Raw genomic sequence first — 24,749 nt, 5'->3', positions numbered from 1 at the left:
GGTCAGATCAGGGCGCTCGCTCGATCCGATAGAGACGCGCGAACCCTCCATCCGACACGAGGCGAAGGCCCGGCACGGCTTCCGCCCCCGGCTCCCGGTTGGGCATGTCCGCGTTCACCAGCAGCACATAGTCGAACCGCCGCCGCCAGTCGCGCAGGTAATGATACTCACGCAGGGACGCCGGCTGGTCGAGCTCGTCCACCATGGGAATCCCGCCTTCCGGTACGGCCTTGTCGATCCAGGACGGCAGCACGCGCAGCGGCTGCTTGCCCGCGGCGGTGAAGATCGTCGGCACGAAGGCGTGGCGCCAGATCGTGATCAGTGTCGGCATGTGCCAGAAGATCGGTTGCCCATGGGCATAGCGACCGGCGGGAAGACGCGGGTCGGAAACGTCTCCGGTGTAATGCCGCGCAAGAAGAACCGCCGCGTTTGCGGGGATATCGGCCGACACGGCGGCGATGGACCTCACGTCCCCCTGCCGCTCGGACCAGACTGACCATATCCATGCCGCGCGCGCGGACACCGCGATCAGCATCAGCAGTGCGAGGGCCCGCCGAACCCGCATCGACTCGCGAAAATCGGGGCGCACCGAGGCGGCCATCATGAGGCCGGCCATGGCGGGCAGCCGCACGTCGATATATCCTGTGCCCAGTGCCGAGGCCGGCATGAACTGGCTGAGCACGAACAAGAGGATGCTGGCCGCGAACAGACCCGCGTGCATGGCCAGGCGCCGCGTAAGCAGCGCGTAGAGCGGCAGGGTGACAACCGCGGCAAGGGCCAGCAGGTCCGGAGCCAGCGCGTAGGTCTTCAACGAGGTGAGCGTGATCGACAGCCGCTCCAGCAGTTCCAGCGGCGGGAACCTCATGCCCTCCCACATCTGGCGCGCGCCCCCGCCGGCCGATGCCTCGACATGCGCTCCGGGCAGTTTGCTCGCCAGCGCCAGCATGGCCACGAGCGGAACGACGCAGGCAAGCCCGCCAAGAATCGCCCCGCGGAGGAAGCGCCTGAACCTCTGGGCATCGCGCAGGGCCAGCCAGTCCGAGCCGAAAGCGATTCCGACGACGAGCGCCAGATAGAAGAGAAGGCCAAACACGTGGACGGTCAGGATGACCGCGCCGAACGCAATGCGAACCAGCGCGGCTACCAGCATCGACCGGCGCGCCAGCAGAGTCTCCGTGGACGCGGCGAAAAGCGCGAGGCCCAGCCCGATCTGGAAGCTCAGAAGCCCGCCGACGACGACGAAATTCCACGCAAACATCATGATGGCGATCATCCACCAGTGCCGGCCCCCGAAGATCGACCGGTTCAGCGCGATCGCGCCGAACGGCGCAACCGTCAGCCCCAGGCAGACCAGAACCTTGCCGGCCTGCTCGACCGGCATCAGGCGGCCAAGAAGGCTGCCCAGAAGATCGATCCCGATATTGGTGCGCGCGAGCGACCAGTCCGCCTGATACATGGCCGCCACGGGCGTCCCTTCGGCGCCGCCGGCCAGAATCCACAGACGCACCAGATGGTTGGGGTAGTCCCAGAGAGTTGGAATCTGGACCAGGAAGACAGGCGTCAGGACCGCCATCGCGGCGAGGCCGAGGATCGCCGGAATTACGCGATCATCGGATTCATGCACGTCCGGCGAATTCATGAATGTGCACCGATGACGACCGCTTCACGACCCACCGGCCGTAGAGGAATGAAAGAGATACCGCGATGCGCGTAGCATCGCCCATGCTCCTTACGCAATGCTAGCGCAGTCAATGCAGGCGCGGATATTTCCCGACATGACCTGTGGGTTTTGCGGAGCGCTATCTGGCTTGTCCGGCACTCGCTCCGCTAACCTGTCTCGTCGAATCGCGATGAGCAGCCCCGATGCATGTTCCGCTGATCCAGCAATCGAGCCAGATGCCGGTCCTTGCCGAGCGCACGCGACGCCTCTCCGGCTCCTGGCGGATCGCGCTGCTGGCGAGCCTCGCGCTTTGGGGCGCCATCGCCGCGCTGGTCGGCGCCGCCGTCGCCGGCTGAAACACGTCGCTTCAGCACATTGTTAAGGTTGACCTCAATTACACACTTTGAGGCAAATACCGATCAGATTGCGTCAATAGGTATCGAATAACCTCTGGCAAACCCGATCAGAGGGCAAGAAGACAATGTTGGGACTCATCCGCGATAGCTTGGCCAGCTTCCGCCGCGACCGCGGCGGCAACGTGGCCGTCATCTTCGGCTTTTCCGTCATTCCGGTGATGGGGCTCGCCGGCGGCGCCGTCGACCTGCATCAGGCGACGCGCGACATGGCCGGGCTCCAGTCAGCCTTCGACGCGGCCTCCATCGCCGGCGTCAAGCAGGCCGCCCTCGGCGTGGCCGCGGTGACGCTGGCGGCGCAGAACCACCTCGACGGCAACCTCCCGGCCCGCCTGAAGGCCTATCCCATCTCCGTCGCGGTCTCCGATGGCGGCAAGACCGTCCGGATCAGCGTCGATGGCACGATGGAGACGACCTTTCTCGGCGTGCTAGGCATGAAGACGATGAACGTCGTCGCCAAGTCGACCGCCACGGCCACCACGATCCAGACCATCACGCAAAAGAAGCCCGTCGTCGCCCAGCTCGATCCCAATGCCGGCGATTACAACCGCATGTACGTCTATTGCTATGACGATGCGCGGCGGAACGAACCGAGCCAGGGCCGCTCGCAGATGACGGCGATCGCCGACAATGCCGGCACGACGTACAATTTCAACATGCCGGCCTGCAAACCGAACGAGACCTTCTCGTATCGCCTCTACAATGTGCGCAATGCGCGGACGCAGCCGGCCCTGTGGGATACGGCGCAGCCGGGCACGCTGATCGCGAACAACGCGGCGGACTGGGCCGATCCGTGGTCCAACAACCGTTCCTACAACTACTATTCCGACACGCGCATGGTCGCCGGCGTGCCCACGCACCAGTTCGCCAACAACGTGCCGATCCTCGAGACGGTCATCTGCGACAACCTCGGCCAGTGCAAGAACAAGGGCAATGGTGGCATCCTGCCGAGCGGCACCAACCGCACGCCGCAGCAGGCGACCAAGGCCTGCTCGCCCGGCAAGTATATCTATTTCGGCTGGGAAGACCGGCCGCCCGGCTATGGCTGGACGGACTCGGACTACGACGACATCCGCGTCATCGTCGAATGCCCTTCCAGCACCACGACGAGCACCACGGTCCTCCGTCTCATCGAGTAGGCCGGCGATCTCCCGCTATCCCTGACGCCCGCGAAGACCAGCTTCGCGGGCGTCGCGCTTTCCGGGGTCCCGGTTGCGCCCTATGAAGGGGTAATGCCCGCCTCCGGCCAAAGCACCCTGCCGCAGACATGACAGATTATTCGATCGATGCCGTGGTAATCGGCGCGGGCGTTGTGGGGCTCGCCTGCGCGCGCCGCCTCGCTCTCTCGGGCCTCGAGACGCTCGTCCTCGAAGCCGCCGATGCCATCGGCACCGGCACGTCCTCGCGCAACAGCGAAGTCATTCACGCGGCGCTCTACTACCCGACCGGCTCGATCAAGGCGAAGGCCTGCCTCGCCGGCAAGCGCCTGCTCTACCGCTATTGCGCGGACCGCGGCGTGAAGGCCATCAGCTGCGGCAAGCTGATGGTCGCAACCTCCGAAAGCCAGCTCCCGAAGCTGCAGGCCATCTGGGACCAGGCTCACGCCAATGGCGTCGAGGGCCTGTCATGGACCAGCGCCGACGAGATCCGCGCCCTCGAGCCCGAAGTCGCGGCGATCAAGGGCTTCTTCTCGACTTCCACCGGCATCGTCGACAGCCACGGCCTGATGCTGGCGCTGCAGGGCGATCTTGAGAATGCCGGCGGCATGGTCGCCTTCGAGACGCCGGTGACCGCCGCCACCGTCACGCCGGGCGGCATCCTGATCGAGACGGGCGGCGCCGAGGCGGCTTCGGTCAGCGCCCGCATCGTGGTCAATGCCGCCGGCCATTTCGCGCCGAAATTCCTGTCGCGGCTCGCGGGCTTTCCGGCCGGGCACATTCCCCGCCAGTGGTATGCCAAGGGCAATTACTTCTCGCTGGTCGGCCGCCAGCCCTTTTCGCGGCTCGTCTACCCCATGCCGGACGCTGCGGGGCTCGGCGTCCATGCGACCGTCGATCTTCAGGGTCGATGCCGTTTCGGCCCGGATGTCGAATGGGTCGCAAGCGAAGACGATCTCATCGTCGATATCAGGCGCGCCGACCAGTTCTACGCCGCCATCCGCGCCTACTGGCCGGGCCTGCCGGACAACGCGCTCCAGCCCGACTATGCCGGCATCCGGCCGAAGCTGCACGACGCGACGACGCCCATGCCCGATTTTCGCATCGACGGCCCCGAGGCGCATGGCGTCGCCGGTCTCGTGAACCTGCTCGGCATCGAAAGCCCGGGCCTCACCGCTTCGCTCGCTCTCGCCGATATCGTCGCCGACCGGCTCGGCCTGCCCCATCTGGAGACCGTCTGATGTCCGATGCCGCATCGTTTCTCGCCAAGGGCGCCGTCGCCACCGCCGAGGCCATCGCCGCCGGTCGGACGAGCGCCCGCGCCGTCGTCGACGCCTCGCTGGACCGGATCGCGAAGACCAACGACCGCCTGCACGCCTTCATTGCCGTGACGGCGGAGGAGGCGCGCGCCGAAGCCGACCTTCTGGACGCGCTGGTGAAGCGGGGCGTCCGTCGCGGACCGTTCCACGGCGTGCCGGTCGCGGTCAAGGACATCATCGACGTCGCGGGGCAGAAGACCCGCGCCGGCTCGCTCACGCGCGATCACCTGCCGGCGGCCCCAGCCGATGCCTTCGTCGTCTCGCGCCTGCGCGCGGCCGGCGCCGTGGTCGTCGGCAAGAGCCACACGGTCGAATATGCATTCGGCGGCTGGGGCACCAACCCGATCGCCGGGACGCCGGTGAACCCGCACGACGCGGCCACCCCGCGCAATCCCGGCGGCTCCTCCTCCGGCACGGGCGTCGCGGTCGGCGCCGGCCTCGTGCCCATCGGTTTCGGCACCGATACGGGCGGCTCGGTGCGCCTGCCGGCCTCGTGGTGCGGCACGGTCGGCCACAAGACCTCGATGGGCCTGATCAGCCGGGCGGGCGTCGTGCCGCTGGCGCTGGGCTTCGACACGATCGGCCCGCTGGCGCGCACGGTGCGCGACGCCGCCGTCATGAGCCAGGCGATGCTTGGCTCCGACCCTGCCGATGCCTCCACCTGGAACGCGCCGGGCCTCGATCTCGTCTCGGGGCTCGCTGGCGGCGTGAAGGGGCTGACGGTCGGTGTCCTCACGCTCGATTCCGACATCGCCATCGACCGGGAGGTGGCGTCCGCCTTCGACCGGACGGTCAAGGCGCTCGAGGCGGCCGGCGCGCGGCTCGTTGCCGTGACGCTGCCGGAGGCGCTCGGCCGCTACACCGCGGCCTGCGGCGACCTGATGATGGTCGAGGGTGCCCATAACCATGGCCATCTCGTCACCGAAACCCCGTGCCGGCTCGGCGAGTGGGCGGCCAGGCGCATCGGCGGTGGCTTCAAGATCACCGCCACGGACTATTTCGCCGCCGTCGAGTCGCGGCGCGCGCGCATCCGCGCAGCCAACGCATTCCTGCACGACCGCGGCATCGACGTGCTGGTCCTGCCGACGACACCGGCCCCGGCCGTGCCGCTCGCGCAGGTGGATGAGACGGCAGCGCCGGGCATCCTCACCCGCTTCGCCAACTATCTGGAATGGTGCGGCATCTCCGTGCCCGTGGCGAAGACGGCCGGCGGCCTGCCCATCGGCTTCCAGATCGTAGCCGCCCAGTTCGACGACGCACTGGCGCTGCGGGTTGCGCAGGCTGTCGAGACGGCGTCCGGGGGCCCCCTGCCCCTGCCGATGTGAGGCCTGATCGGCCTGTCCAGCCTCGTTTCGGGGGCCGGCTCGCTGCGCGCCCCGGCGTTCCAGACCATCGGCCGGCGCGGCGACGTGCCGCCCGGACAGCGGGCCGCCATCCGGATGATGCCGTCGCGGCATTTGCGGAACAATGCGGCAACGCCAGACCCCGTGCCCGCCTCGCAGGCATTCTGACCCCACGAATACAATCTTCTCCCTGCGTCACATCGCGCAGCACCCTTGCGGCGTGAATCGATCTGCATAAGGATTGGGCTTCTTGCCATCCGGTCCGGCATGGGGCCGGACTTTGGATCGATCCGGAGAGGACAAGCCGGGAAAAACCGGCGCTTCGGAGCTGATGGCATGTGGCTTGCGAGCCTGATCCGAGCAGCTTTAGGGAGACGTCTGCATGTGGTTTCGCTTTCGCCCGGCCGTTCTTGCCGGCGCCATCGCCATCGCCGGGACGCTATTGGCATCCGGCTCGGTCATCGCTCAGGAGAAGGTTCTGCGAATCGGCATGACGGCTGCCGACATTCCACGCACCCATGGCCAGCCCGATCAGGGCTTCGAGGGCAACCGCTTCACCGGCATTCCCATGTACGACGCGCTCGTCCACTGGGATCTGTCGAAGGGCGACGCGGCGTCGGTGATCATCCCCGGCCTCGCCACCGAATGGGCGGTCAGCCCCACCGACCCGACCAAGTGGATTTTCAAACTGCGCCCGGGCGTGAAATTCCACGACGGCTCGGCCTTCAACGCCGATGCCGTGGTCTGGAACGTCCAGAAGGTTCTCGATCAGGCCGCATCGCATTTCGACCAGAGCCAGGTCGGCGTCACCGTTTCGCGCATGCCGAACCTCGTCTCGGCCCGCAAGATCGACGACCTCACGGTCGAGCTGACGACGCGCGCGCCGGACTCGTTCATCCCGATCAACCTGACCAACCTGTTCATGGCCTCGCCCGCCCACTGGCAGAAGCTGCTGGGCGAGGTGCCGGCCTCGGTCGCCGATCCGAAGGCCCGGGCGGCGGCGGCATGGACCGCGTTTGCGGCCAATCCCTCGGGCACCGGCCCGTTCCGCGGCGTGCGCCTCGTGCCGCGCGAGCGGTTCGAGATGGTCGCCAACAAGGGCTACTGGGACCCGGCCCGCACGCCGAAGATCGATCGCGTCGTGCTGCTGCCGCTACCGGAGGCGAATGCCCGCACGGCCGCCCTCCTCGCCGGTCAGGTCGACTGGATCGAGGCTCCCGCCCCGGACGCCGTGCAGCAGATCACCTCGCGCGGCTTCAAGATGTACCAGAACGCCCAGCCGCACGTCTGGCCCTGGCAGTTCTCGTTCCGCGAGGGCTCGCCCTGGCTCGACCGCCGCGTCCGCCATGCCGCGAACCTCTGCATCAACCGCGACGAGCTGAAGCAGCTCCTCAACGGCCAGATGGAAGTGCCGCGCGGCACCTACCCGCCGGGCCATCCCTGGTGGGGCAATCCGAGCTTCGAGATCAAATACGACCTCGCGGCCGCCAAGCGCCTGATGACCGAGGCGGGCTTCTCCGCGTCCCGGCCGATCACGGTGAAGATCCTGACGTCGGCCTCGGGCTCCGGCCAGATGCAGCCGATCGTCATGAACGAGTGGCTCCAGCAGGCGCTGAAGGAGTGCTTCTTCAACGTCGAGCTCGAAGTCGGCGAATGGAATCAGGTCTTTACCAACTGGCGCGAGGGCGCAGGCTCGGCCGGCGCGCGCGGCGCCAACGCCACCAACGTCACCTTCTCGGCCATGGACCCGTTCTTCGGCATGATCCGCTTCGTGACGCGGCAGACCAACCCGCCGGCCTCGAACAACTGGGGCTTCTTCAACTCCGACGAGTTCGACCAGCTCGCCGCGACGGCCCGCTCCACCTTCGACAATGCCGGCCGCGACCGGGCGCTTGCCGCGCTCCACAAGCGGCTCGTCGAGGAAGCCCCGTTCCTCTGGGTCGCACACGACGTCGGCCCGCGCGCCATGTCCGCGCGCGTCTCAGGCGTGGTGCAGCCGCGCTCCTGGTTCATCGACATCGCGCCGATGGACATCCGCCCGGGCTCGTAACGCCCCTTCAGGCCGGCGCGCGGAAACCGCGCCGGCCTTGCCGGACCTCTCGGCTGCGTCGGACTCTACCGGCGTAGCTTGCCGCTCGCCCGAAGCGGCGGCTCCCCGACGGCTGCATCGCGAGGCCTGAAGTTACATGCTCGTCTATCTCGGCAAGCGGCTCGTCTACACGATCCCGATCGTCATCGGCGTCTCGATCGTCTGCTTCATGCTGGTCCATATCGCGCCGGGCGACCCGCTGGTCTCCGTGCTGCCGCCGGATGCCTCCGAGCAGCTCAAGATCCAGATGATGCAGGCCTACGGCTTCGACCGGCCCTATTACGAGCAGTTCTTCAAATGGTGCCTGCGCGCCCTCCAGGGCGATCTTGGCACCTCCATCGCCTCCGGTCGCTCGGTGACGGGAGAGGTGCTGAACGCCGTGCGCAACACCCTGCTTCTGGCGGTGGTCGCAACCTTCATCGGCTTCTTCTTCGGCCTGTTGTTCGGCTTCGTCGCCGGCTATTTCCGCAACAGCGCCGTCGACAAGATCGCCTCGATCCTGTCGGTCATCGGCGTCTCGGTGCCGCACTACTGGCTCGGCATGGTGCTGGTGATCGTCTTCGCGGCCCAGCTCAACTGGCTGCCGCCCACCGGCGCCGGCCCCGGCGGCTCGTCGGAATGGCGTCCCGACTGGGCCCATATCCGCCATCTGATCCTGCCCGCGGTGACCATGAGCGTCATCCCCATGGGCATCGTGGCGCGCACCATCCGGGCGCTCGTCGCCGACATTCTCTCGCAGGACTTCGTCCCCGCCCTGCGGGCCAAGGGCCTCTCCGAGCTCGGCATTTTCGGCCATGTCGTGAAGAACGCCGCCCCGACCGCCCTCGCCGTCATGGGCCTCCAGCTCGGCTACCTGCTCGGCGGCTCCATCCTGATCGAAACGGTGTTCTCCTGGCCCGGCACCGGCTTCCTCCTGAACGCCGCGATCTTCCAGCGCGACCTGCCGCTGCTCCAGGGCACGATCCTCGTCCTCGCCCTGTTCTTTGTCATGCTCAACCTGATCGTCGACGTGGTTCAGACCGCCATCGACCCGCGGATCCAGCGGAGCTGAACCGATGACCTCCGTCACCTCGTTCATTCCGCAAGACCCGGCCAAGAGGGTCGCGCCAATCGAGAAGTCGCCGGGCTACTGGGCCGGGGTGTTCCAGCGTTTCAGCCGCGACAAGCTCGCCATCGCCGCCGGCGTCATCGTGCTGCTGCTCATCCTCATGGCGATCCTCGCGCCGCTGGTCGCGCCGATGGACCCCTATGCCGGCCGGACCATCCGGCGCCTCAGGCCCATCGGCACGACGGGCTTCCCGCTCGGCACGGACGAACTCGGCCGCGACATGCTCTCGCGGCTGATCTACGGCGCGCGCTTCTCGCTGATGATGGGCGTGACCCCGGTCATCATGGCCTTCGGCATCGGCAGCCTCATCGGCATCGTCGCCGGCTATGTCGGCGGGGCCACCAACACGGTGATGATGCGCACCATCGACGTGTTCTACGCCTTCCCCTCGGTGCTGCTGGCGGTCGCCCTCTCCGGCGCGCTGGGCGCTGGCATCCAGAACGCCCTCGTTTCGTTGACCGTCGTGTTCATCCCGCCGATCGCGCGCGTCGCCGAGGCTGTCACCACGCAGGTCCGCAACCGCGACTATGTCGAGGCCGCCCGCGCATCGGGGGCCAATGCGCTGACCATCATCCGCGTCCATGTGCTCGGCAACGTTCTCGGTCCCATCTTCGTCTATGCGACCGGCCTCATCTCGGTGTCGATGATCCTCGCCTCGGGCCTCTCCTTCCTCGGCCTCGGCGTCCGCCCGCCCGAACCCGAATGGGGCCTGATGCTGAACACGCTGCGCACGGCGATCTATACCCAGCCCTATGTGGCGGCGCTGCCGGGCGCGATGATCTTCATCACCTCGATCTCGTTCAACGTGCTGGCCGACGGCCTGCGCAACGCCATGGACGTCAAGGTATGAGCCAGCCCCTCCTCACCGTCCGCGGCCTCGTCAAGCATTTCCCCATTGCCGGCGGCCTGTTCGGCCCGAAGAAAGTGGTGCGCGCGGTCGACGGCGTCGGTTTCGACGTGCTGGACGGCGAGACCCTCGGCATCGTCGGTGAGAGCGGCTGCGGCAAGTCGACCACCGCGCGCCTCCTGATGCACCTGATGCCGCAGACCTCGGGCGAGATCCTGTTCGATGCGGCGAAGGTCGGCTCGCCCGACTTGTCGCTATCCGACTACCGGCGGCAGGTGCAGATGGTGTTCCAGGACAGCTATGCCTCGCTCAATCCGCGCCTGACCATCGAGAGTTCCATCGCCTTCGGCCCGCAGGTTCACGGCGTGCCGCAGCGCGAGGCCATCGAGCGCGCCCGCGACCTGCTCGCCAAGGTCGGGCTGGAGCCCTCGCGTTTCGCCGGCCGCTATCCGCACGAGCTCTCCGGCGGGCAGAGGCAGCGCATCAACATCGCGCGCGCGCTGGCGCTGAGGCCGCGCATCGTCATCCTCGACGAGGCCGTCTCGGCCCTCGACAAGTCGGTCGAGGCGCAGGTTCTGAACCTGCTGATGGACCTGAAGGACGAGTTCAAGCTGACCTACATCTTCATTTCCCATGACCTGCACGTCGTCCGCTACATGTCGGACCGGGTGATGGTCATGTATCTCGGCAAGGTCGCCGAGATCGGCCCGTCGGAGGCGATCTTCGACGCCCCGCTTCACCCCTATTCGGCCGCGCTGACGCGCTCGATGCCGACCATGGACCCGGATAACCGCACCACGGCCGCGCCGTTGTCCGGCGATCCCCCGAACCCCATCGACCCGCCACCGGGATGCCGGTTCCACACCCGCTGCTCCTTCGCCGAAGGGGTCTGCTCGCAGCGCGAACCCGTGCTGACGGCGGGCGGAGCCTTCCACCACGTCGCGTGCCTGCGCTCCGAACCGGGTTCCGGTCACACGATGGCGCCGTCTGCGGCAATCGCGGCGTGAGGACGAGACCATGCTGACCGCGCCTCCCCTTGTCGACGTCCAGAACCTCAAGGTCACCTTCACCGGCGGGCCGAAGCCGATCTGCGCCGTCAATGGCGTCGACCTCGCGCTGGAGCGCGGCGAGACGCTGGCGATCCTCGGCGAATCCGGCTCCGGCAAGTCGGTGACGCTGCGCGCACTGCTGCGCCTCAACCCGGAGAAGCGCACGAAGGTCGATGGCCGCATCGCGGTCGGCGGCGAGGACGTGCTGGCGCTGAAGTCCCGCGAACTCCAGGCATTCCGGGGCCGCACGGTGTCGATGATCTTCCAGGAGCCGGCGCTGGCACTGGACCCGGTCTATACGCTCGGCCACCAGATCGCCGAGACCATCGTCAAGCACAATGGCGGCTCCTACGCCGACGCCAAGGCCAAGGCGCTGGACCTGTTCGAGCGCGTGCGCATCCCCTCGCCCGAGCGGCGGCTGGAAAACTACCCCCACGAAATGTCCGGCGGCATGCGCCAGCGAGCCATGATCGCGCTGGCGCTCGCCTGCAATCCCAAGGTCCTGCTGGCCGACGAACCGACCACCGCCCTCGACGCGACCGTGCAGATCCAGATCCTGCTGCTGATCCGCGAGTTGCAGCGCGAGTTCGGCATCGCCGTCATCTTCGTCACCCACGATATCGGCGTCGCGGTTGAGGTCGCCGACCGGGTCGCGGTCATGTATGGCGGCCGCATCGTCGAAACCGGGCCGATCCGCGACATCATCCGCAGGCCGCGCCACCCCTACACGATCGGCCTCCTCAGGAGCCGCGCCCAAGGGGATCACAAGACGTCCGCGATGGCCAAGGGCACTCGCCTCGACGCCATTCCCGGTTCGCCGCCCGATCTTGCCAACCTGCCGCCGGGATGCTCGTTCGCGCCGCGCTGCAAGCTCGGAACGCCCGCTTGCACCGAGGCGGTGCCGGAACCGGTCGCCGTCGGCGCCGGCCACGAGGCGCGGTGCTTCCGCACGGACGAGACGGCTGCTGCCTGATGGGTCAGCGCGACTGCCGATAAATCCCGGAAAAGCTGACATTATGGCCGCCGCAGCCGCCATTGTCGGTGACGATCATCCACGGTCCCACCAGCCTGAGGGAGACACGGCAGAGCCCCTCGCCGCCCGTGTCGAAGGCCAGCGTCCCGTTCGGACCTTCGGCGAAGGCCATGAACGTGCCGGCCTGCACATCGCCGCGCGGCACCGCCGCGTTGAAATTGCCCATGTTGACGCCGCCGCGCCGGACACGCTCGGGATCGCTCGCGCCGTAGGTGGCCTCGCCTTCCAGAACCCACTCGCGATTGTCGTTCTGCGTGATCGTGATGGTCTGTTCGGGACCTGCCGTCCATCGCCCGGTCCAGTCGGGCGTATTGGCCGGCGGGATGAGCATCAGCGCCGCCGCCGGCAGCCACCCCGCGCGCGCCTGCCCGTTGCCGGCGAGATAGACCGCACAGCGGAAGCCGCCGACCTCCTCGCCGACCACTACGCCGTTGCCGGGAATGAGATAGGCGCGCTCGCGACAGGCTTCCGTCGCGGCCGGGCAGCCGGTGCGGGCCGTGACGTTCTTCACGAAATTGACCCGTGGCGCATCATTCCGGACCACCGCCGCGCGCAATTCGGCGCTGGCGCGGAAACTGTCGCCGTAGCAGTCCCCCGGCCCGGCGGCGGCCTCGCCCGCTGCCAGTGCGACGGCGGCGGCCAGAACTGTCGCCAAGCGCTTCATGACATGCACTCCGGAAGATCGGTCATCCCAGTCTTCCCGCCGCTGCGTTTCCGCTTCATTGCGTCGCGAAGCCGGACCCGCGAGAGTGCGGCCCGGCCAAGCTGCGGCAGAGCGCCGCGACGGCTTTCGTAACGCCGCCCGCGCCGCCATCTGCGGGGGGCGGGAATTGCAGCAGGAAACAGCCATGCAGGCTCAGGCAACCGGACCGGCATCCGATACCGGTCATCTCCTTGAGGGCGCTGACTTCTCGGACACCTATGGGATCGCGGTCGAGGAGCCTGATCTGGACGCCATCGCGGCTGCACGCCACATGATGGCGCGCACGCCGCGCTGGGTGGCGGGGCTCCTCGTCGTCCGCAACCTCGCCGTCGCACCTTTCGGCCTCAGGGGCGCCCCGCCGGAGCGCACCTCCACGCCCGAGCGGATGGGCTTCTTTCCGGTGATCTCGCAGACGCCCGAACGCGTCGTGCTCGGCTTCGACGACCGCCATCTCGACTTCCGCGTGGTCGTCGACGTGATGGGCGACGGCGCGACCCGCCGCGTCATGGCAACGACACTGGTGCGCACCCACAATCTGTTCGGCCGCGGCTACCTCAAGGCGGTATTGCCGTTCCATCGGATGATCGTCCCTGCCATGCTGCGACGGGTCGCTCGCCCCTGAAACCGCGGCCCCCTCAGCCGATCCGGACAGTCATGCATCTGACCATCGTCAATCCGAACACCACGGCCTCCATGACCCGCGCCATCGGCGAGGCCGCCCGCGCCGTCGCCGCGCCGGGCACGCGGATCGAGGCGGTCAATCCCGACAGCGGCCCCGCCTCGATCGAGGGTTATTACGACGAGGTTTTCTCGATTCCGGGCATGCTCGCCGAAATGCGCGCGCGCCCGCACGCAGACGCCTTCGTCATCGCCTGTTTCGACGATACCGGCCTCGACGCCGCGCGCTCGCTGGTGAAAGTGCCCGTCATCGGCATCGGCGAAGCCGCGATGCACATGGCGACGCTGCTCGCGACGAAATTCTCGGTCGTCACGACGCTCGCAGTCTCGGTGCCGGCGCTGGAGCACAACGTCCACAAATACGGGTTCGCACACCACTGCGCGCGCGTGCGCGCCTGCGAGGTGCCCGTGCTCGAACTGGAAAACCCGGCCTCCGACGCGCGCTCCCGCATCTCCGCCGAAATCGCCCGCGCCAAGGCCGATGACCGCGCCGAGGCCGTCGTGCTCGGCTGCGCCGGCATGGCGGACCTCGCGGCGGCGCTGTCGGCCGAGCACGGCCTGCCGGTCATCGACGGGGTCGCCGCCGCGGTGAAACTCGCGGAAAGCCTGCACGGCCTCGGGCTGAGGACGTCCAAGGTCGGCGGCTACGCCCCGCCGCGACCGAAGACCTATTCAGGCGTCTTCGCCTCGGCCGCCGTCTCAACGGAAGATTAAAGAAGCTCTGATAGGACAATTTCGCAGATTTTGTATCAGGTCAGGCATCCCGTGTCCGCCGAACCCGTCGCCGAGCGCCGTACCCTGCCGCGCAACCGCACTTTCTGGAAGGGAACGATCCTGTTCCCCGGGGGCCTGCGCTCGAGCGAATGCACGGTGCGGAACTTCACGGCGAAGGGCGCGCGCCTCGACTGCGGCGGCGTCATCGACATTCCCGATCATTTCGACCTCAAGATCCCGCAGAAGGGCGAGACCTTCGCCTGCCGGGTCATCTGGCGCCGCGCCCCCGAGATCGGCGTGAGCTTCGCTGCCGCCGAAGCCCAGTCCGAAGACGCGCTGACGCGCCAGGTCAGGGAACTGGCCGACCAGAACCGCCGGCTGATGCGCCGCATTCACGAACGCGAGAGCTGACAGGACTGACGCGCGCCAGCCCTCTTGCGCGGCGCAGCATAATCTGGCGGCTATCGGGCATCGCGACCCGGAGCCCGCATGCCCCCGAAAGCCGCCATCATCCAGCCCATCCTCATGGCCGGCGTCATGGCCTTCCTGATGACCGCGCTGATCACCTATCTCAATCTCGGGGTTCCCCCGGATTATCTCGCACGCTGGATGAAGGCCTTCGTCATTGCCTGGCCGGCCGCGGCGATCGCGGCCTATATCGCCATCCCCGTTGCCCGGCGCGCCACCGGCCGCATCGTCGGCTGGCTCGAAGCCAAGGGATACTGACGGTGCCGACGGCGGCCGAGCGCCTTGCGGGCGCGGCGACGCCAGCGCGCCTCGCCCTCGCGCTGGGCGCGGTCGCCGCCGCCTTCCTGCTCAATGCCTATGCCAACCTGCCGGTCGAACAGGCCCTGCGCACCGGCGACTGCCAGTTGCTCGACTGCCTCCGGCCGCAGCGTCCCGAGGCCCGCCATGCCGGCTACTCCGCGGCCGAGTTCCGTGAGTTCCTCGCGGCCATCGGCCCGTTGCGTCGGCAGGCGCTGTGGGCGCTCGTCGCCGATCTGCCGCTGATCGCCGCCATCACCACGGCGCTCCTGACGGCCGCCGGGCTTGCGACACGCGGCCTGCCGCTTTCGGACCGCAACAGCCGCATCCTCATCCTGCTGCCTCTGGCCTTCGCGGCCACCGACCTTGCCGAGGATATCCTGCTCGCGGCCGCCTATTCCGCCCTCGCCGACCCGGCCGGGGTCCTGCCCTGGATATCGGCGCTGAAATTCGGCCTGCTGGTCGCGAGCGCGCTGCTGAGCATCGTTCTCGGGCTGGCCCGCGCCGTCCAGAACTGAACGGCAACGGGCGCCCCCGAAGGCGCCCGCAGTGTCTTCGAGTGCCGCCCCGGTCAGACGGCGGGCCTGGGCGCGTTGCGATCAGCCATGAACCGCTCGAACTCCTCGCGGTCGCGCGCCCGCTTCAGGCGATCGAGGAAGTCGCCGAACTCGGCCTGCGCATCGACCAGCTTGCGCCGCTCGTCCTCCAGCCGGGCCAGCTCGGCGCGTTTGAAGTCCTCGAAAGCGCTGTTGCCGGTATCGTGATCGAGGCCGCCGCCGAGGCGCATCGGCTCCTGAGCCGAGGGCTCGCCCCGCGTCGCGCCGCTCCATTTTTTCCACGCCAGAACGGCAAGGCCGACCGGCCAGAACAGCGCGAAGCCGACGATCATCGCAACCAGTTCCAACGGATGCTAGCGGCGGGCGGCGGCGCCGCGCCACGAGCCCGCAAAGGGCGGAAGCCGGCCGCTACGCGCCATGCCGGACCATCTGTTCATCTCAAGCTGCATCTGGGTCATGACATTCTCCTCACACGCGCTGCATATTGAGAATGTAAATTACATTATCATTTCGATGCGAGATGTCAAGGCGAGAAGCCTCGCTCCTGACAGTCCGATGCGTTCAGACCGGCTGGCCGCGGTCCTTCAGGGCGGGCATGAGGCCGCGCAGCAGGGCCTCGACGCCGATCTCCAGCGCCCTTTCCGGATCGACGAGACCCTCCGGCATGGCCACGGATCCGGGCGCGGCCAGCGACGCGAGACCGTGCGTCAGGCCGAACACCAGCAGCGCGGCAAGCCGCGTCGTTTCCGGATCGGACGTGCCGAGTTTTCGGCCGACCGCCTCGCGCAGCAGCGCGAGGCCGGGATCGTCATCCGGCCGCGCCGGACCGTCGGCGGAGCCGGTATTGAACATCGCCGCGTAGAAGGCCGGCTCCTCGCGCGCAAAGGCGAGATAGGCGCGCCCCATGGAGAGGAAGCCGTCTTCTCCACCACCGCGCGCAGCCGCGCCGAGCCGCCCACCAAGCTCCTCGAAACCCTGGCGCGCCACCTCGCGCAACAGCGCCTGCCGGTCCTTGAAATGCCGGTAGGGTGCGGCGGGCGAGACACCGGCCAGCTTGGCCGCGTCCGACAGTGTGAAGCCCGCCGGCCCACGTTCGGCAATCAGCCGGCGCGCCGCCTCGACCAGCGAGCCACGCAGGTTGCCGTGATGGTAGCCGCGTCGCTCGGCCAGTTCGGAATCGGGTAGCTTCACCATGAAGTTAAGAGCATTGACATCGCCGGCAACGGAGGTCAAGCGCCGGCTCCATGCGACGTCGCTCGATAAAACATCGCATGGGACAGGAACCCTCACCTATCGCCACGCGTTGAACGCGTCGAAATTCCCCAATCATGTCAATGAAGGCGCCGGGAGGGTTCGACGACAATGTCCGTTTCCCCCTGTGGATTGCCAGAATCCGCTTTGCGGGCTTCGCCAAGCCGCCTTAGCTTTGCGAGCCCGGTTCCTGAAAAGGGAGGTCAGCCGTGGAGCTTGTGCGACACACCAACGTGGTTGCCGCCTGTGCGGCCTTCGCGTTCCTGGGGGCCATCCTGTTCGGCGCGTTCTAAGCCATCCCCGCCGCGGACGGCCGGGCCTGCGGCTCCGGCGCAATCGATCGAATGCGGAGACGATCAACGTCTCGCCCTTAACGCTAACGACGCCGGACCCGAGGTCCGGCGTTGTCTTTTCCGGGGGCCGCTTCTACCCTGTCGCATGCGCTGTCCCGGCGCGGTTTGTTGCGCGGGCGTGGGCTCCTCGCTCCCGGCGCGGCATCCTCCGACATCTCGCCGCAACATTGCCCTGCGACAAGGGCCGCCTTCCATCCGCCTCCCGCCTCGTTCCGAGCATCACGTTCCGCGTCTCCAGTCCGGCAGGGCAGCCATGACCAAACTGATCATGAGAAGGCCGATCCACGGCCGCGCGCTCGTCGTCGCCCTTGCGCTTCTCGGATCCGGTATCGGAACGGCCGCAGCGCAGGATTCCGACGAATTCTATGCGATCGCGCGCGGCGATTACGGCCGGCGCCCGGCCGCTTCCCAGCAGAGCCGCGGCTTCAGCTTTCCCGGCCTCCCCCTGTTCGGCGGCAACCGGCGCGAACTGCCGGAGGTCACCGTCCGCCCGAACGGCCCGCCGCGGTCGAACGAGAGCCAGGGCCGCACCGCATCCGGCGAGAATGTCGGCGGTCCGCGCGCCTTCTGCGTGCGCACCTGCGACGGCTTCTTCTTCCCGGCCGGCCCCGCCATGTCGGGCGAGGGCCGGGCGGCCCAGCAGACCAGTTGCAGCAGCATGTGCCCGGGCGCCGAAGTCACGCTCTACACCGTTGCGCGCCAGGGCAGCATCGAGGACGCGGTCGGGCCGCGCGGCCAGACCTATTCGGCGCTGCGCACCGCCTTCCGCTTCCGCCAGACCATGGATCGCGCATGCACCTGCCAGAGTGTCGCGACCAACGGTCTCGCACGGCTGCCGATCAACCGGGATTTCACCCTGCGCGCGGGCGACGTCGTCGTGACGGAGCAGGGCGTGCGGGTGTTCCGGGGCGCCGCGCGGTTCCCCTACCGCAACCAGGATTTCGTCGAGGCCCGCGCCTATGGCCGGCTGCCGGCCGACATCCAGCGCCGCGTCGCGGAGATCCAGGCCGGCATTCAGGCCCGCGACAGCGGCACGGCCGCTCCCGTCGCCCGCACTGGCCGGCTGGGCGCGATCACGCCCGCGCAGCAGCCCGCGCCCGTCGCTGCCTCGACTGCCAACGCAACCGTTCGCGTTCTGGACATCACGCGCCGGCCGGCGGCTTCCGTCCTCCAGTAAATGAAGCGTCCGGCGCGGGCGACGCGGCCCGCGCCGATTTGCGCGACGGTTGATCAGCGATGCCCGGTTGCGCTATGAGGCGCGCCACGATCGGACATGGCGAGCCATCCTGCCCGCCGCCGGCGGTCCGGCGGCAATGCCGGAATGGCATGAGCTTGCGTCCCTAGAGGCTGACACGTCCGGGCGAGCCGAAGGTTCCGAACAGATGACCAATGAACCCGCTGCGGCAGCTGCCGCCGCGCCTTCCGAAGCAAGCGCCGCGGCCAGCGAGCTTCCGCACGACGCCACCACCGGCGCCGGGCACTCGCAGGCGAGCTTCTGGGGTCTCCTGATCGGCTCCATCGGCGTCGTCTACGGCGATATCGGAACCAGTCCGCTCTACGCGTTTCGCGAGGCGGTCGCGGCGGCGACCGGCCATGTCCCCGGCGTCGTGCCCAGCCGCGACCTCGTGCTGGGCGTCATCTCGCTGATCCTCTGGTCGCTGATCCTGATCATCACCGGCAAATATGTGCTGCTGCTGCTGCGCGCCGACGACAAGGGCGAAGGCGGCATCCTCACGCTGGTCGCTCTCGCGAACCGCGCGCTCGGCAAGCCGAGCTATGTCGTGGCGCTCCTCGGCATGGCGGGCGCGGCGCTGTTCTACGGTGACGCGGCGATCACGCCGGCCATCTCGGTCCTGTCGGCCGTCGAAGGTCTGAAGCTCGTGACCCCGGTCTTCGAGCCCTACATCGTGCCGATCACCGTGGTCATCATCGTCGGCCTGTTCGCCGTGCAGAGCCACGGCACGGCGCGGGTGGCCCGCTTCTTCGGCCCGATCTGCATTGTCTGGTTCCTGGCGATGGGCATTGCCGGCCTGCTGCACATCTGGGACGACCTGACCATCTTCTATGCCTTCAACCCCTATTACGGGCTGGTGTTCGTGGCGAACAACGGCACCGTCGGCCTGCTGGCGCTCGGCGCCGTCTTCCTGGCGGTCACCGGTGGCGAGGCGCTCTATACCGATCTCGGCCATTTCGGCCGCAAGCCGATCCAGTGGGCGTGGTTCATGCTGGTGTTCCCGGCGCTGACGCTGAACTATCTCGGTCAGGGCGCCATGGTCCTCGCGCATCCGGAGACGCTGTCCAATCCGTTCTTCCTGCTCGCGCCGTCCTGGGCGCTGCTGCCGATGGTGATCCTGGCGACACTGGCGACCATCATCGCGAGCCAGGCAGTGATCACCGGCGCCTTCTCGCTGTCGCGGCAGGCGATCCAGCTCGGCCTGCTGCCGCGCATGGCGATCCGCCACACCTCCGAGGAGCATTCCGGCCAGATCTACCTGCCGGCCGTCAACTGGGGACTGCTTGTCGCCGTCCTGGCGCTCGTGCTCATGTTCCGGTCGTCTTCGAACCTCGCCTCCGCCTATGGCATCGCGGTCACCGCGACCATGCTGATCACCGCGGTCCTCGCCTATTTCGTCGTCCGCCGCCTGTGGCAGTGGAACCTCGCCGTGTCGCTGATCGTCATGGTGCCGCTGATCGTCATCCACTTCATCTTCTTCGGCGCCAATCTGCTGAAGCTGGTCGATGGCGGCTGGGTGCCGCTGGCGATCGGCGCGGTCATCCTGTTCCTGATGATCACCTGGCGGACCGGCACGCGGATTCTCGCCGACAAGACGCGCCGCATCGAGGTGCCGCTCGTCGATCTGCTCAAGAGCTTCGAGAAGCGTCCGCCGCATCAGGTTCCCGGCACGGCCATCTTCCTGACCTCCGACCACGGCTATGCGCCGGCCTCGCTGCTCCACAACCTCAAGCACAACAAGGTGCTGCACGAGCACAACGTGTTCCTGGCGGTGAAGAGCGCCGACACGCCGCGCGTGCCGGAGGGCGAGCGGATCACCTACGAGAAGATCAACGACCGCTTCTCGAAGCTGATCATCCGGTTCGGCTACATGGAGACGCCGAACATCCCCAAGTCGCTGATCGCCTGCAAGAAGGTGGGGCTGAAGTTCGACATGATGTCGACCTCGTTCTTCCTGTCGCGGCGGCACCTGAAAGCCTCCGGCAAGCTCGGCATGCCGCTCTGGCAGGACTACATCTTCATCGGCATGGCGGTGAACGCCAATGCGGCCTCGGACTATTTCCACCTGCCGACCGGCCGCGTGGTCGAGGTCGGTACGCAGGTGACGATCTGATCCGGCATGAGCGAAGCTGACCTCCGCCTGTTCCGGTCGGCGACGTTCGTCGTCGCGGCCGGACTGTCGGCAGCCCTCATCGTCATCTACCCGTTGTTCGGCGTCGTCAGCTTTGCCGACGGCAGCTTCTTCGTCCTGTCGATCCTGTCACCGGACCCCTGGACGCTGGCCTGGGCGAGCTACCCGAACCGCCTCAGCGCATTCGTCCTCACCATCCTGCCGCCCTTCCTGGCTGGACGCCTCACCGGCAGCGCGTCGTTCGCGGTCGGCCTCTACGGCGTGATCATGGCGTCCCTGCCGCTCGCCGGCCTGCTCGCGACGCGCCTGCTCGAGGACAGGGGTTCCAGCCTGTCGTTCTGGTGTGCGGTTTCCACCATCGTACTGGCCCTCAGCGTCGCCTTCTTTCCGACCGAGATGTGGCTTGCCCATGCGCTGGTCTGGCCACTGCTCGCCTATGCGACGCGCAGGGCCAATGTCCGCACGCTTCCGCTGGCGATCTTTGCGCTGGTCACAGCCTTCGTCCACGAGGCGGCAGCGCCGCTGGTCGCACTGGTGCTGCTCAACGGCTATCTGGTGAACCGCGAGCCACGCTTTCTCGCCGTGCTGACGGCCACGGTCCTGCCGGCGCTCATCGTCAAGGTGGCAGTCCGCATCCCCAACGCTGAAATCCAGCGGACCGTCCACGAGAACGCGCTGAACTTCCTCAGCCCCGACAATCTGCTCAACAACATCTCGCTGACCGTGGTGATCGGCCTCGTCCTGCTGCAGGCCCTGCTGCTGTTCAGGACGCCGAAGACGCGTGCGGCGACGCTCGTCATGGTCGCTTCGATCGTGGCCGTCGCAGCCGTGATCATGGTCGTCTGGCCGGGCGAGCCGCATGTGCTGCGCCGCTACATCGCGCGAACCATCGTCTTTTGTGGTCTCGCCGCCTTTCTCGGGCTGATGCTGCTGTTCCGCCTCGCCGAGACATTGCGGCCCGAACTCGCCGGAAGGGCCGGGGCCCTGTTCCGCCGCCACCAGAAAACGCTGGCGCTCAACCTCGCCATCGTCGTCGCCGTGTCGGCCTTCGGCCATGCGTTCGAGGCCGCCCGCTTCCTCTTTCACTGGCAGGCTCTCGAGGCTGTGGTCGCCGGACCTGCGCCCCCGGCCGCAGCGCTGCCGAAGGGTGTGTCGCTGGTCTTTTCGGATGGTTCGCGCACGGACGGAACCGCCATTGCCCCGCAGCGGGGCTGGCCCGTCGCCTGGGACTGGTCGCTGCCCTATCAGTCGGCGGTCAATCTCGGCGAGGCCGGGCGCGACTTCATCGTGGTGATGCCGGCGGCAGGCTTCACGCCGATCACGTGCGCCACCATCGGCGCCATGGATGCCGAACGCAGCCTCGCGCCCCGCGCGCGGGTGGATTTGCTGAGGCGGAACATCTGCCGCATCGAGGCGGCGGCCCGGACCACGGCTTCCCGGGCCCCCTGAACGGCGTCAAGGCCGGGCGGCGCGCCACTGGCCGGCGGGCGGCGGCCATAGCTCCCTGACGCGCCGGACGCCCTGCAACTGCGGCGGCAATGGCAGCGGATCGGCCGGGCGCGCCTCGCAGACCCCCGGTCGCTGCGCCACGCAGCGCGAACCGAAACAGCGGGCGTCGGGGAGGCCGACGTGAGGCAGCAGCACCCGGTCGAATATGACGGTGTTGAATGCCGGGAGCCTGGCCGCGAAATCGTCAGGTCCGGCAATCTCGAAGAACGGCGCCGGCTGATGCATCTGCGAGTAGCCGCCGGTTTGCGCCCACCGCACGCCATAGCCGCCGATCCCGCAGACAGCGCCAAGCCGGGAAATGGCGAGCGAGGCCTCGACATCGTCCTTCTTCTCGATCCACGCCGAGCCCGCTGCCGGCGTCATCATGAATCCCGGCAGTCGACCGACGATGAACAGCGCGAGCAGCGCCGTTCCGGCCGCCGCCTGCCACAGCGGGGCAGACGCCCTCGAAGGCAAGCTGGCAAGAATGCCGGAGCGGACGAACCAATGCGCCGAGGCCGCGATCCCCAGCCCGACCAGCGCCTGCACGATGAACATCAGCGGGTAGAGGAAGCGGAGCTCCTTGTGGGCGATGGGCAGATGGGTCGCCAGAACCACGAGAGCAATGCCGGCCGCCAACGGCAGGAAGCGCGCGCCGATGGCAGCGAAAACAAGGATGGCGACGAGCGCGCCGCCCCAGACGACCAGCAACTGGGCGGGATAGTCGAACCAGGGATGCTCGCCGAAATGCGAGGAGACCCCATAGGTCAGGTTGTAGGTGAAGTTGTGCCAGTAGGAGAGGAACGGCGTGCCCCACGTCACCCAGTCGAGCGCGCCGGCAAAGGCCACCGCCAGCGCCGCGCCGACAGCCAGCCAGATCGCCCTGTGCAGCGGCCAGCGGATCAGGGCGAACAGCCCGACAAGAGCGACGGCGGGGGCGATCTGCAGGCGGACGGCCACCGCCAGCGCCGCAAGGATTCCGGCCAGCACAAGCCGCCCGCGATTCTCGACCACCCTGCCCGGAAAGGCGAGGTAGAGCGCGATGACGAGCAGGTGGCCACCGACGACTTCCGTCAGCGCCTTGCCGCCGAAGAAGACCAGTTCCGGCGCGAAGGCCGGCACAGCTGCCGCCGCCAGCGCGAGACGCAGGCCGAACAGCCGGTGGGCCCAGAGGAAGACGCAGGTGACGGCCGTGGCCCCGATCGCCCCCAGAGCGGAGCCGACGACCGGCAGATAGATCTGCGGCCCCTCGCCCAGGAAGCGGCTCGCCCGCATGAGCCCCGCGATGAAGCCGGGGAGCAGCCATGAGCGCACCGCGTGCTCGAACTCCCATGGCACGAAGCCGTAGCCGAAGACGATGCGGTGGGCCTGCTCGAGGCTCTGGAAGACCTCGTCGGGATGATGGACGTTCGGCAGGATCAGGACCACTGCCGTCCTGGCGATCCAGGCCGCCAGGAACACCGTCGCGATGGCCCAGACCGGCGGCGTCTTTGAGGTCTCGGCGGCCATAAGTCCCTGAAGCGATCCCGCGCCCGCAATCGACACTCGATAGCCGAAAGACGCCGCGGAGGCGACGGCCGAGTCATCAGAACGTGAGTCAGCGCTTCAGTTCATTCGGTCGCGACATTCGTCGGCTTCATCAGGCCCGGATCGTATCGGCATGTTGCTCTGACGGGACTACATCCTCGTCGGCATGGGGTGAACACAAATGCAGCCTCGGACTATCTTCACCTGTCGACGGGGCGGATTGTCGAGGTCGCAACGCAAGTGGCGATCCGATTCCCGCCGGGCGAAGCCCGACGGGCAGCTTGCGACGGCATCAGGCCGCCTGGGCCGTGTCGAAGAAGGGTTGGCCGATTTGCCGCAGGATGTCGTTCAAATCGTAGGTGAAGCGCTCGCCGGCCAGCAGCCCATCGCGGAAACTGACAACCACAGTGAACGGGAAGCGGATGGTCCGGCCGGTCGGCGGGATGCGGAGGAATTCGCCGCGGTGAACGCCGGCGAACCACGCCTCTCCGATGGCGAGGTCATCGCGCACCCAATGCAACCGCCCCTCCTCCGTCACCACTCCGAAGGCATTCCACCAGAGCTCGTAGTGGCGCCGCGCGCCCTCGCGGCCGTGCAGCGTCATGCCGATCGGCCTGTCTTCGAACACGCAGTCCGGGTGCAGCGTCGCCAAGGTTACCGCCATGTCGTGGCGGCCCTCGGCCTCCAGATGCCGTGCCAGGCAAGCACCGTTCTCGTCCTTCGTGGCCATCGCCCTCTCCTCCCGTGGCCATCGACAGCGATGGCTCGTCGCGCCTATTATCAGAGCACGAATATAATATAAGAACTCTTACATTATGAGCAAGATGGAAAATTCAACTGGTGCGCCGGAGATCGGCCAGGGCAAGCGCGGCGAGGACGGGCATATCGGCTACCTGCTGCAACAGGCCGCGGGTGTGTTCCGCCTGCGCATGGCCCGTGCCCTGGCGGACCTGGACGTTACGCCGCCGCAATTCGCGGTGCTGACGATGCTGTCGGCCTATCCGGGGCTGTCCAATGCCGAGCTGGCGCGCCTTGCCCTGCTCACCCCGCAGACCCTCAGCGTGATCGTCGCCAACCTGCTGCGCAGCAGCGCCGTGGTCCGCCATGCCCACCCGGTACACGGTCGCATCCTGAACCTGGAGCTGAGCGACGCCGGCCGGCAACTGCTGGCCCGGTGCCGCGACCGCGTCCATGCGATCGAGGCCGAGCTGGTAGCCGAAACTCCACCGGATGATATCGGAGCGGTCCGGCGCTGGCTGGTGCGCGTCGCCCGGCAGGGGGGCGGCACGCTGGAGGAAGGCTGACAAGCGCTCCGGCCAGACAGCCTCCC

General features: G+C 67.8%; 24 protein-coding genes. 18 read left to right on the top strand and 6 right to left on the bottom strand.

The annotated features are described in order from the left end of the window. Positions 1–7: 7 nt before the first annotated feature. A complete protein-coding gene (locus JNK84_RS22920; protein ID WP_293428538.1) occupies positions 8–1,639 on the bottom strand; it encodes a hypothetical protein in 1,632 nt (543 codons plus the stop codon). Between the two features lie 224 nt (positions 1,640–1,863). On the opposite strand from JNK84_RS22920, the gene JNK84_RS22915 reads away from it, so the two are divergent. From JNK84_RS22915 to JNK84_RS22875, 9 genes are all read left to right on the top strand, one after another. Then, a complete protein-coding gene (locus JNK84_RS22915; RefSeq protein WP_293428537.1) occupies positions 1,864–2,016 on the top strand; it encodes a hypothetical protein in 153 nt (50 codons plus the stop codon). 149 nt (positions 2,017–2,165) lie between these two features. Beyond that, entirely contained in the window at positions 2,166–3,212 is a 1,047-nt protein-coding gene (locus tag JNK84_RS22910) for a pilus assembly protein TadG-related protein (protein WP_293428536.1), read from the top strand. A 128-nt stretch (positions 3,213–3,340) separates the two neighbouring features. Beyond that, positions 3,341–4,471 carry an NAD(P)/FAD-dependent oxidoreductase gene (locus JNK84_RS22905; protein WP_293428535.1) on the top strand — a complete coding sequence of 377 codons (1,131 nt, stop codon included), beginning with the start codon at positions 3,341–3,343 and terminating at the stop codon, positions 4,469–4,471. Continuing rightward, entirely contained in the window at positions 4,471–5,874 is a 1,404-nt protein-coding gene (locus JNK84_RS22900) for an amidase (RefSeq protein ID WP_293428534.1), read from the top strand. The genes JNK84_RS22905 and JNK84_RS22900 overlap by 1 nt, the downstream gene beginning before the upstream one ends. A 400-nt stretch (positions 5,875–6,274) precedes the next feature. Further along, positions 6,275–7,942, top strand: coding sequence for an ABC transporter substrate-binding protein (locus JNK84_RS22895; protein WP_293428533.1), 1,668 nt, complete (start codon positions 6,275–6,277; stop codon positions 7,940–7,942). A 136-nt stretch (positions 7,943–8,078) separates the two neighbouring features. Further along, positions 8,079–9,032 carry an ABC transporter permease gene (locus JNK84_RS22890; protein ID WP_293428532.1) on the top strand — a complete coding sequence of 318 codons (954 nt, stop codon included), beginning with the start codon at positions 8,079–8,081 and terminating at the stop codon, positions 9,030–9,032. A gap of 4 nt (positions 9,033–9,036) precedes the next feature. Beyond that, the gene (locus tag JNK84_RS22885; RefSeq protein WP_293428531.1) at positions 9,037–9,939 is read left to right on the top strand and encodes an ABC transporter permease; all 903 of its coding nucleotides are present in this window, start codon (positions 9,037–9,039) and stop codon (positions 9,937–9,939) included. Further along, positions 9,936–10,943 carry an ABC transporter ATP-binding protein gene (locus JNK84_RS22880; protein WP_293428530.1) on the top strand — a complete coding sequence of 336 codons (1,008 nt, stop codon included), beginning with the start codon at positions 9,936–9,938 and terminating at the stop codon, positions 10,941–10,943. The genes JNK84_RS22885 and JNK84_RS22880 overlap by 4 nt, the downstream gene beginning before the upstream one ends. 10 nt (positions 10,944–10,953) lie before the next feature. Then, complete coding sequence (locus JNK84_RS22875) at positions 10,954–11,958, top strand: ABC transporter ATP-binding protein (RefSeq protein WP_293428529.1); 1,005 nt, start codon at positions 10,954–10,956, stop codon at positions 11,956–11,958. Positions 11,959–11,962: 4 nt separating this feature from the next. On the opposite strand, the gene JNK84_RS22870 is transcribed toward JNK84_RS22875, so the two are convergent. Next, positions 11,963–12,682, bottom strand: coding sequence for a hypothetical protein (locus JNK84_RS22870; RefSeq protein WP_293428528.1), 720 nt, complete (start codon positions 12,680–12,682; stop codon positions 11,963–11,965). Between the two features lie 184 nt (positions 12,683–12,866). Between JNK84_RS22870 and JNK84_RS22865 the strand changes: the two genes are divergently transcribed. The 5 genes from JNK84_RS22865 (at position 12,867) to JNK84_RS22845 (ending at position 15,396) form a co-directional block, all read left to right on the top strand. Next, complete coding sequence (locus JNK84_RS22865; RefSeq protein WP_293428527.1) at positions 12,867–13,343, top strand: DUF2867 domain-containing protein; 477 nt, start codon at positions 12,867–12,869, stop codon at positions 13,341–13,343. Between the two features lie 32 nt (positions 13,344–13,375). Continuing rightward, the gene (locus JNK84_RS22860; protein ID WP_293428526.1) at positions 13,376–14,113 is read left to right on the top strand and encodes an aspartate/glutamate racemase family protein; all 738 of its coding nucleotides are present in this window, start codon (positions 13,376–13,378) and stop codon (positions 14,111–14,113) included. A gap of 51 nt (positions 14,114–14,164) precedes the next feature. Beyond that, a complete protein-coding gene (locus tag JNK84_RS22855; protein WP_293428525.1) occupies positions 14,165–14,524 on the top strand; it encodes a PilZ domain-containing protein in 360 nt (119 codons plus the stop codon). Between the two features lie 78 nt (positions 14,525–14,602). Beyond that, a complete protein-coding gene (locus JNK84_RS22850) occupies positions 14,603–14,839 on the top strand; it encodes a DUF2798 domain-containing protein (RefSeq protein ID WP_293428524.1) in 237 nt (78 codons plus the stop codon). Between the two features lie 2 nt (positions 14,840–14,841). Continuing rightward, positions 14,842–15,396 carry a hypothetical protein gene (locus JNK84_RS22845; RefSeq protein WP_293428523.1) on the top strand — a complete coding sequence of 185 codons (555 nt, stop codon included), beginning with the start codon at positions 14,842–14,844 and terminating at the stop codon, positions 15,394–15,396. Positions 15,397–15,449: 53 nt separating this feature from the next. Here the strand turns inward: JNK84_RS22845 and JNK84_RS22840 are convergent, their stop codons facing one another. Together JNK84_RS22840 and JNK84_RS22835 are read right to left on the bottom strand one after the other, a co-directional pair. After that, positions 15,450–15,782 carry a DUF2852 domain-containing protein gene (locus tag JNK84_RS22840; protein WP_293428522.1) on the bottom strand — a complete coding sequence of 111 codons (333 nt, stop codon included), beginning with the start codon at positions 15,780–15,782 and terminating at the stop codon, positions 15,450–15,452. 214 nt (positions 15,783–15,996) lie between these two features. Then, complete coding sequence (locus JNK84_RS22835) at positions 15,997–16,668, bottom strand: TetR/AcrR family transcriptional regulator (protein WP_293428521.1); 672 nt, start codon at positions 16,666–16,668, stop codon at positions 15,997–15,999. A 624-nt stretch (positions 16,669–17,292) separates the two neighbouring features. Here JNK84_RS22835 and JNK84_RS22830 point away from each other — a divergent pair. From JNK84_RS22830 to JNK84_RS22820, 3 genes are all read left to right on the top strand, one after another. Beyond that, a complete protein-coding gene (locus JNK84_RS22830; RefSeq protein ID WP_293428520.1) occupies positions 17,293–18,216 on the top strand; it encodes a DUF2865 domain-containing protein in 924 nt (307 codons plus the stop codon). A gap of 205 nt (positions 18,217–18,421) precedes the next feature. Continuing rightward, positions 18,422–20,386 carry a potassium transporter Kup gene (locus JNK84_RS22825; protein ID WP_293428519.1) on the top strand — a complete coding sequence of 655 codons (1,965 nt, stop codon included), beginning with the start codon at positions 18,422–18,424 and terminating at the stop codon, positions 20,384–20,386. A gap of 6 nt (positions 20,387–20,392) precedes the next feature. Beyond that, positions 20,393–21,853: a hypothetical protein gene (locus JNK84_RS22820; protein ID WP_293428518.1), complete on the top strand. Its 1,461-nt coding sequence runs from the start codon at positions 20,393–20,395 to the stop codon at positions 21,851–21,853. A gap of 6 nt (positions 21,854–21,859) precedes the next feature. Here the strand turns inward: JNK84_RS22820 and JNK84_RS22815 are convergent, their stop codons facing one another. Both JNK84_RS22815 and JNK84_RS22810 read right to left on the bottom strand, forming a co-directional pair. Continuing rightward, positions 21,860–23,401, bottom strand: coding sequence for a hypothetical protein (locus tag JNK84_RS22815; protein WP_293428517.1), 1,542 nt, complete (start codon positions 23,399–23,401; stop codon positions 21,860–21,862). 310 nt (positions 23,402–23,711) lie between these two features. Next, on the bottom strand, positions 23,712–24,149 hold the full coding sequence (locus tag JNK84_RS22810; RefSeq protein WP_293428516.1) for an ester cyclase: 438 nt from the start codon (positions 24,147–24,149) through the stop codon (positions 23,712–23,714). 85 nt (positions 24,150–24,234) lie between these two features. On the opposite strand from JNK84_RS22810, the gene JNK84_RS22805 reads away from it, so the two are divergent. Then, entirely contained in the window at positions 24,235–24,723 is a 489-nt protein-coding gene (locus JNK84_RS22805) for a MarR family winged helix-turn-helix transcriptional regulator (RefSeq protein WP_293428515.1), read from the top strand. The last annotated feature ends 26 nt before the right edge of the window (positions 24,724–24,749 follow it).

The sequence above is a fragment of the Phreatobacter sp. genome, assembly GCF_016793595.1.
In the GTDB taxonomy this organism is placed as follows: Bacteria; Pseudomonadota; Alphaproteobacteria; order Rhizobiales; family Phreatobacteraceae; genus Phreatobacter.
Note: the sequence above shows the minus strand (reverse complement) of the source record. Positions and strands in the feature narration are given on the sequence as shown.

Bases quoted from the DNA above. Each gene is read 5' to 3' on its own strand.
- JNK84_RS22920 (WP_293428538.1), bottom strand. From the start codon at position 1,639: ATGAATTCGCCGGACGTGCATGAATCCGATGATCGCGTAATTCCGGCG.
- JNK84_RS22915 (WP_293428537.1), top strand. From the start codon at position 1,864: ATGCATGTTCCGCTGATCCAGCAATCGAGCCAGATGCCGGTCCTTGCC.
- JNK84_RS22905 (WP_293428535.1), top strand. From the start codon at position 3,341: ATGACAGATTATTCGATCGATGCCGTGGTAATCGGCGCGGGCGTTGTG.
- JNK84_RS22900 (WP_293428534.1), top strand. From the start codon at position 4,471: ATGTCCGATGCCGCATCGTTTCTCGCCAAGGGCGCCGTCGCCACCGCC.
- JNK84_RS22895 (WP_293428533.1), top strand. From the start codon at position 6,275: ATGTGGTTTCGCTTTCGCCCGGCCGTTCTTGCCGGCGCCATCGCCATC.
- JNK84_RS22890 (WP_293428532.1), top strand. From the start codon at position 8,079: ATGCTCGTCTATCTCGGCAAGCGGCTCGTCTACACGATCCCGATCGTC.
- JNK84_RS22885 (WP_293428531.1), top strand. From the start codon at position 9,037: ATGACCTCCGTCACCTCGTTCATTCCGCAAGACCCGGCCAAGAGGGTC.
- JNK84_RS22880 (WP_293428530.1), top strand. From the start codon at position 9,936: ATGAGCCAGCCCCTCCTCACCGTCCGCGGCCTCGTCAAGCATTTCCCC.
- JNK84_RS22875 (WP_293428529.1), top strand. From the start codon at position 10,954: ATGCTGACCGCGCCTCCCCTTGTCGACGTCCAGAACCTCAAGGTCACC.
- JNK84_RS22870 (WP_293428528.1), bottom strand. From the start codon at position 12,682: ATGAAGCGCTTGGCGACAGTTCTGGCCGCCGCCGTCGCACTGGCAGCG.
- JNK84_RS22865 (WP_293428527.1), top strand. From the start codon at position 12,867: ATGCAGGCTCAGGCAACCGGACCGGCATCCGATACCGGTCATCTCCTT.
- JNK84_RS22860 (WP_293428526.1), top strand. From the start codon at position 13,376: ATGCATCTGACCATCGTCAATCCGAACACCACGGCCTCCATGACCCGC.
- JNK84_RS22850 (WP_293428524.1), top strand. From the start codon at position 14,603: ATGCCCCCGAAAGCCGCCATCATCCAGCCCATCCTCATGGCCGGCGTC.
- JNK84_RS22830 (WP_293428520.1), top strand. From the start codon at position 17,293: ATGACCAAACTGATCATGAGAAGGCCGATCCACGGCCGCGCGCTCGTC.
- JNK84_RS22825 (WP_293428519.1), top strand. From the start codon at position 18,422: ATGACCAATGAACCCGCTGCGGCAGCTGCCGCCGCGCCTTCCGAAGCA.
- JNK84_RS22820 (WP_293428518.1), top strand. From the start codon at position 20,393: ATGAGCGAAGCTGACCTCCGCCTGTTCCGGTCGGCGACGTTCGTCGTC.
- JNK84_RS22815 (WP_293428517.1), bottom strand. From the start codon at position 23,401: ATGGCCGCCGAGACCTCAAAGACGCCGCCGGTCTGGGCCATCGCGACG.
- JNK84_RS22810 (WP_293428516.1), bottom strand. From the start codon at position 24,149: ATGGCCACGAAGGACGAGAACGGTGCTTGCCTGGCACGGCATCTGGAG.
- JNK84_RS22805 (WP_293428515.1), top strand. From the start codon at position 24,235: ATGAGCAAGATGGAAAATTCAACTGGTGCGCCGGAGATCGGCCAGGGC.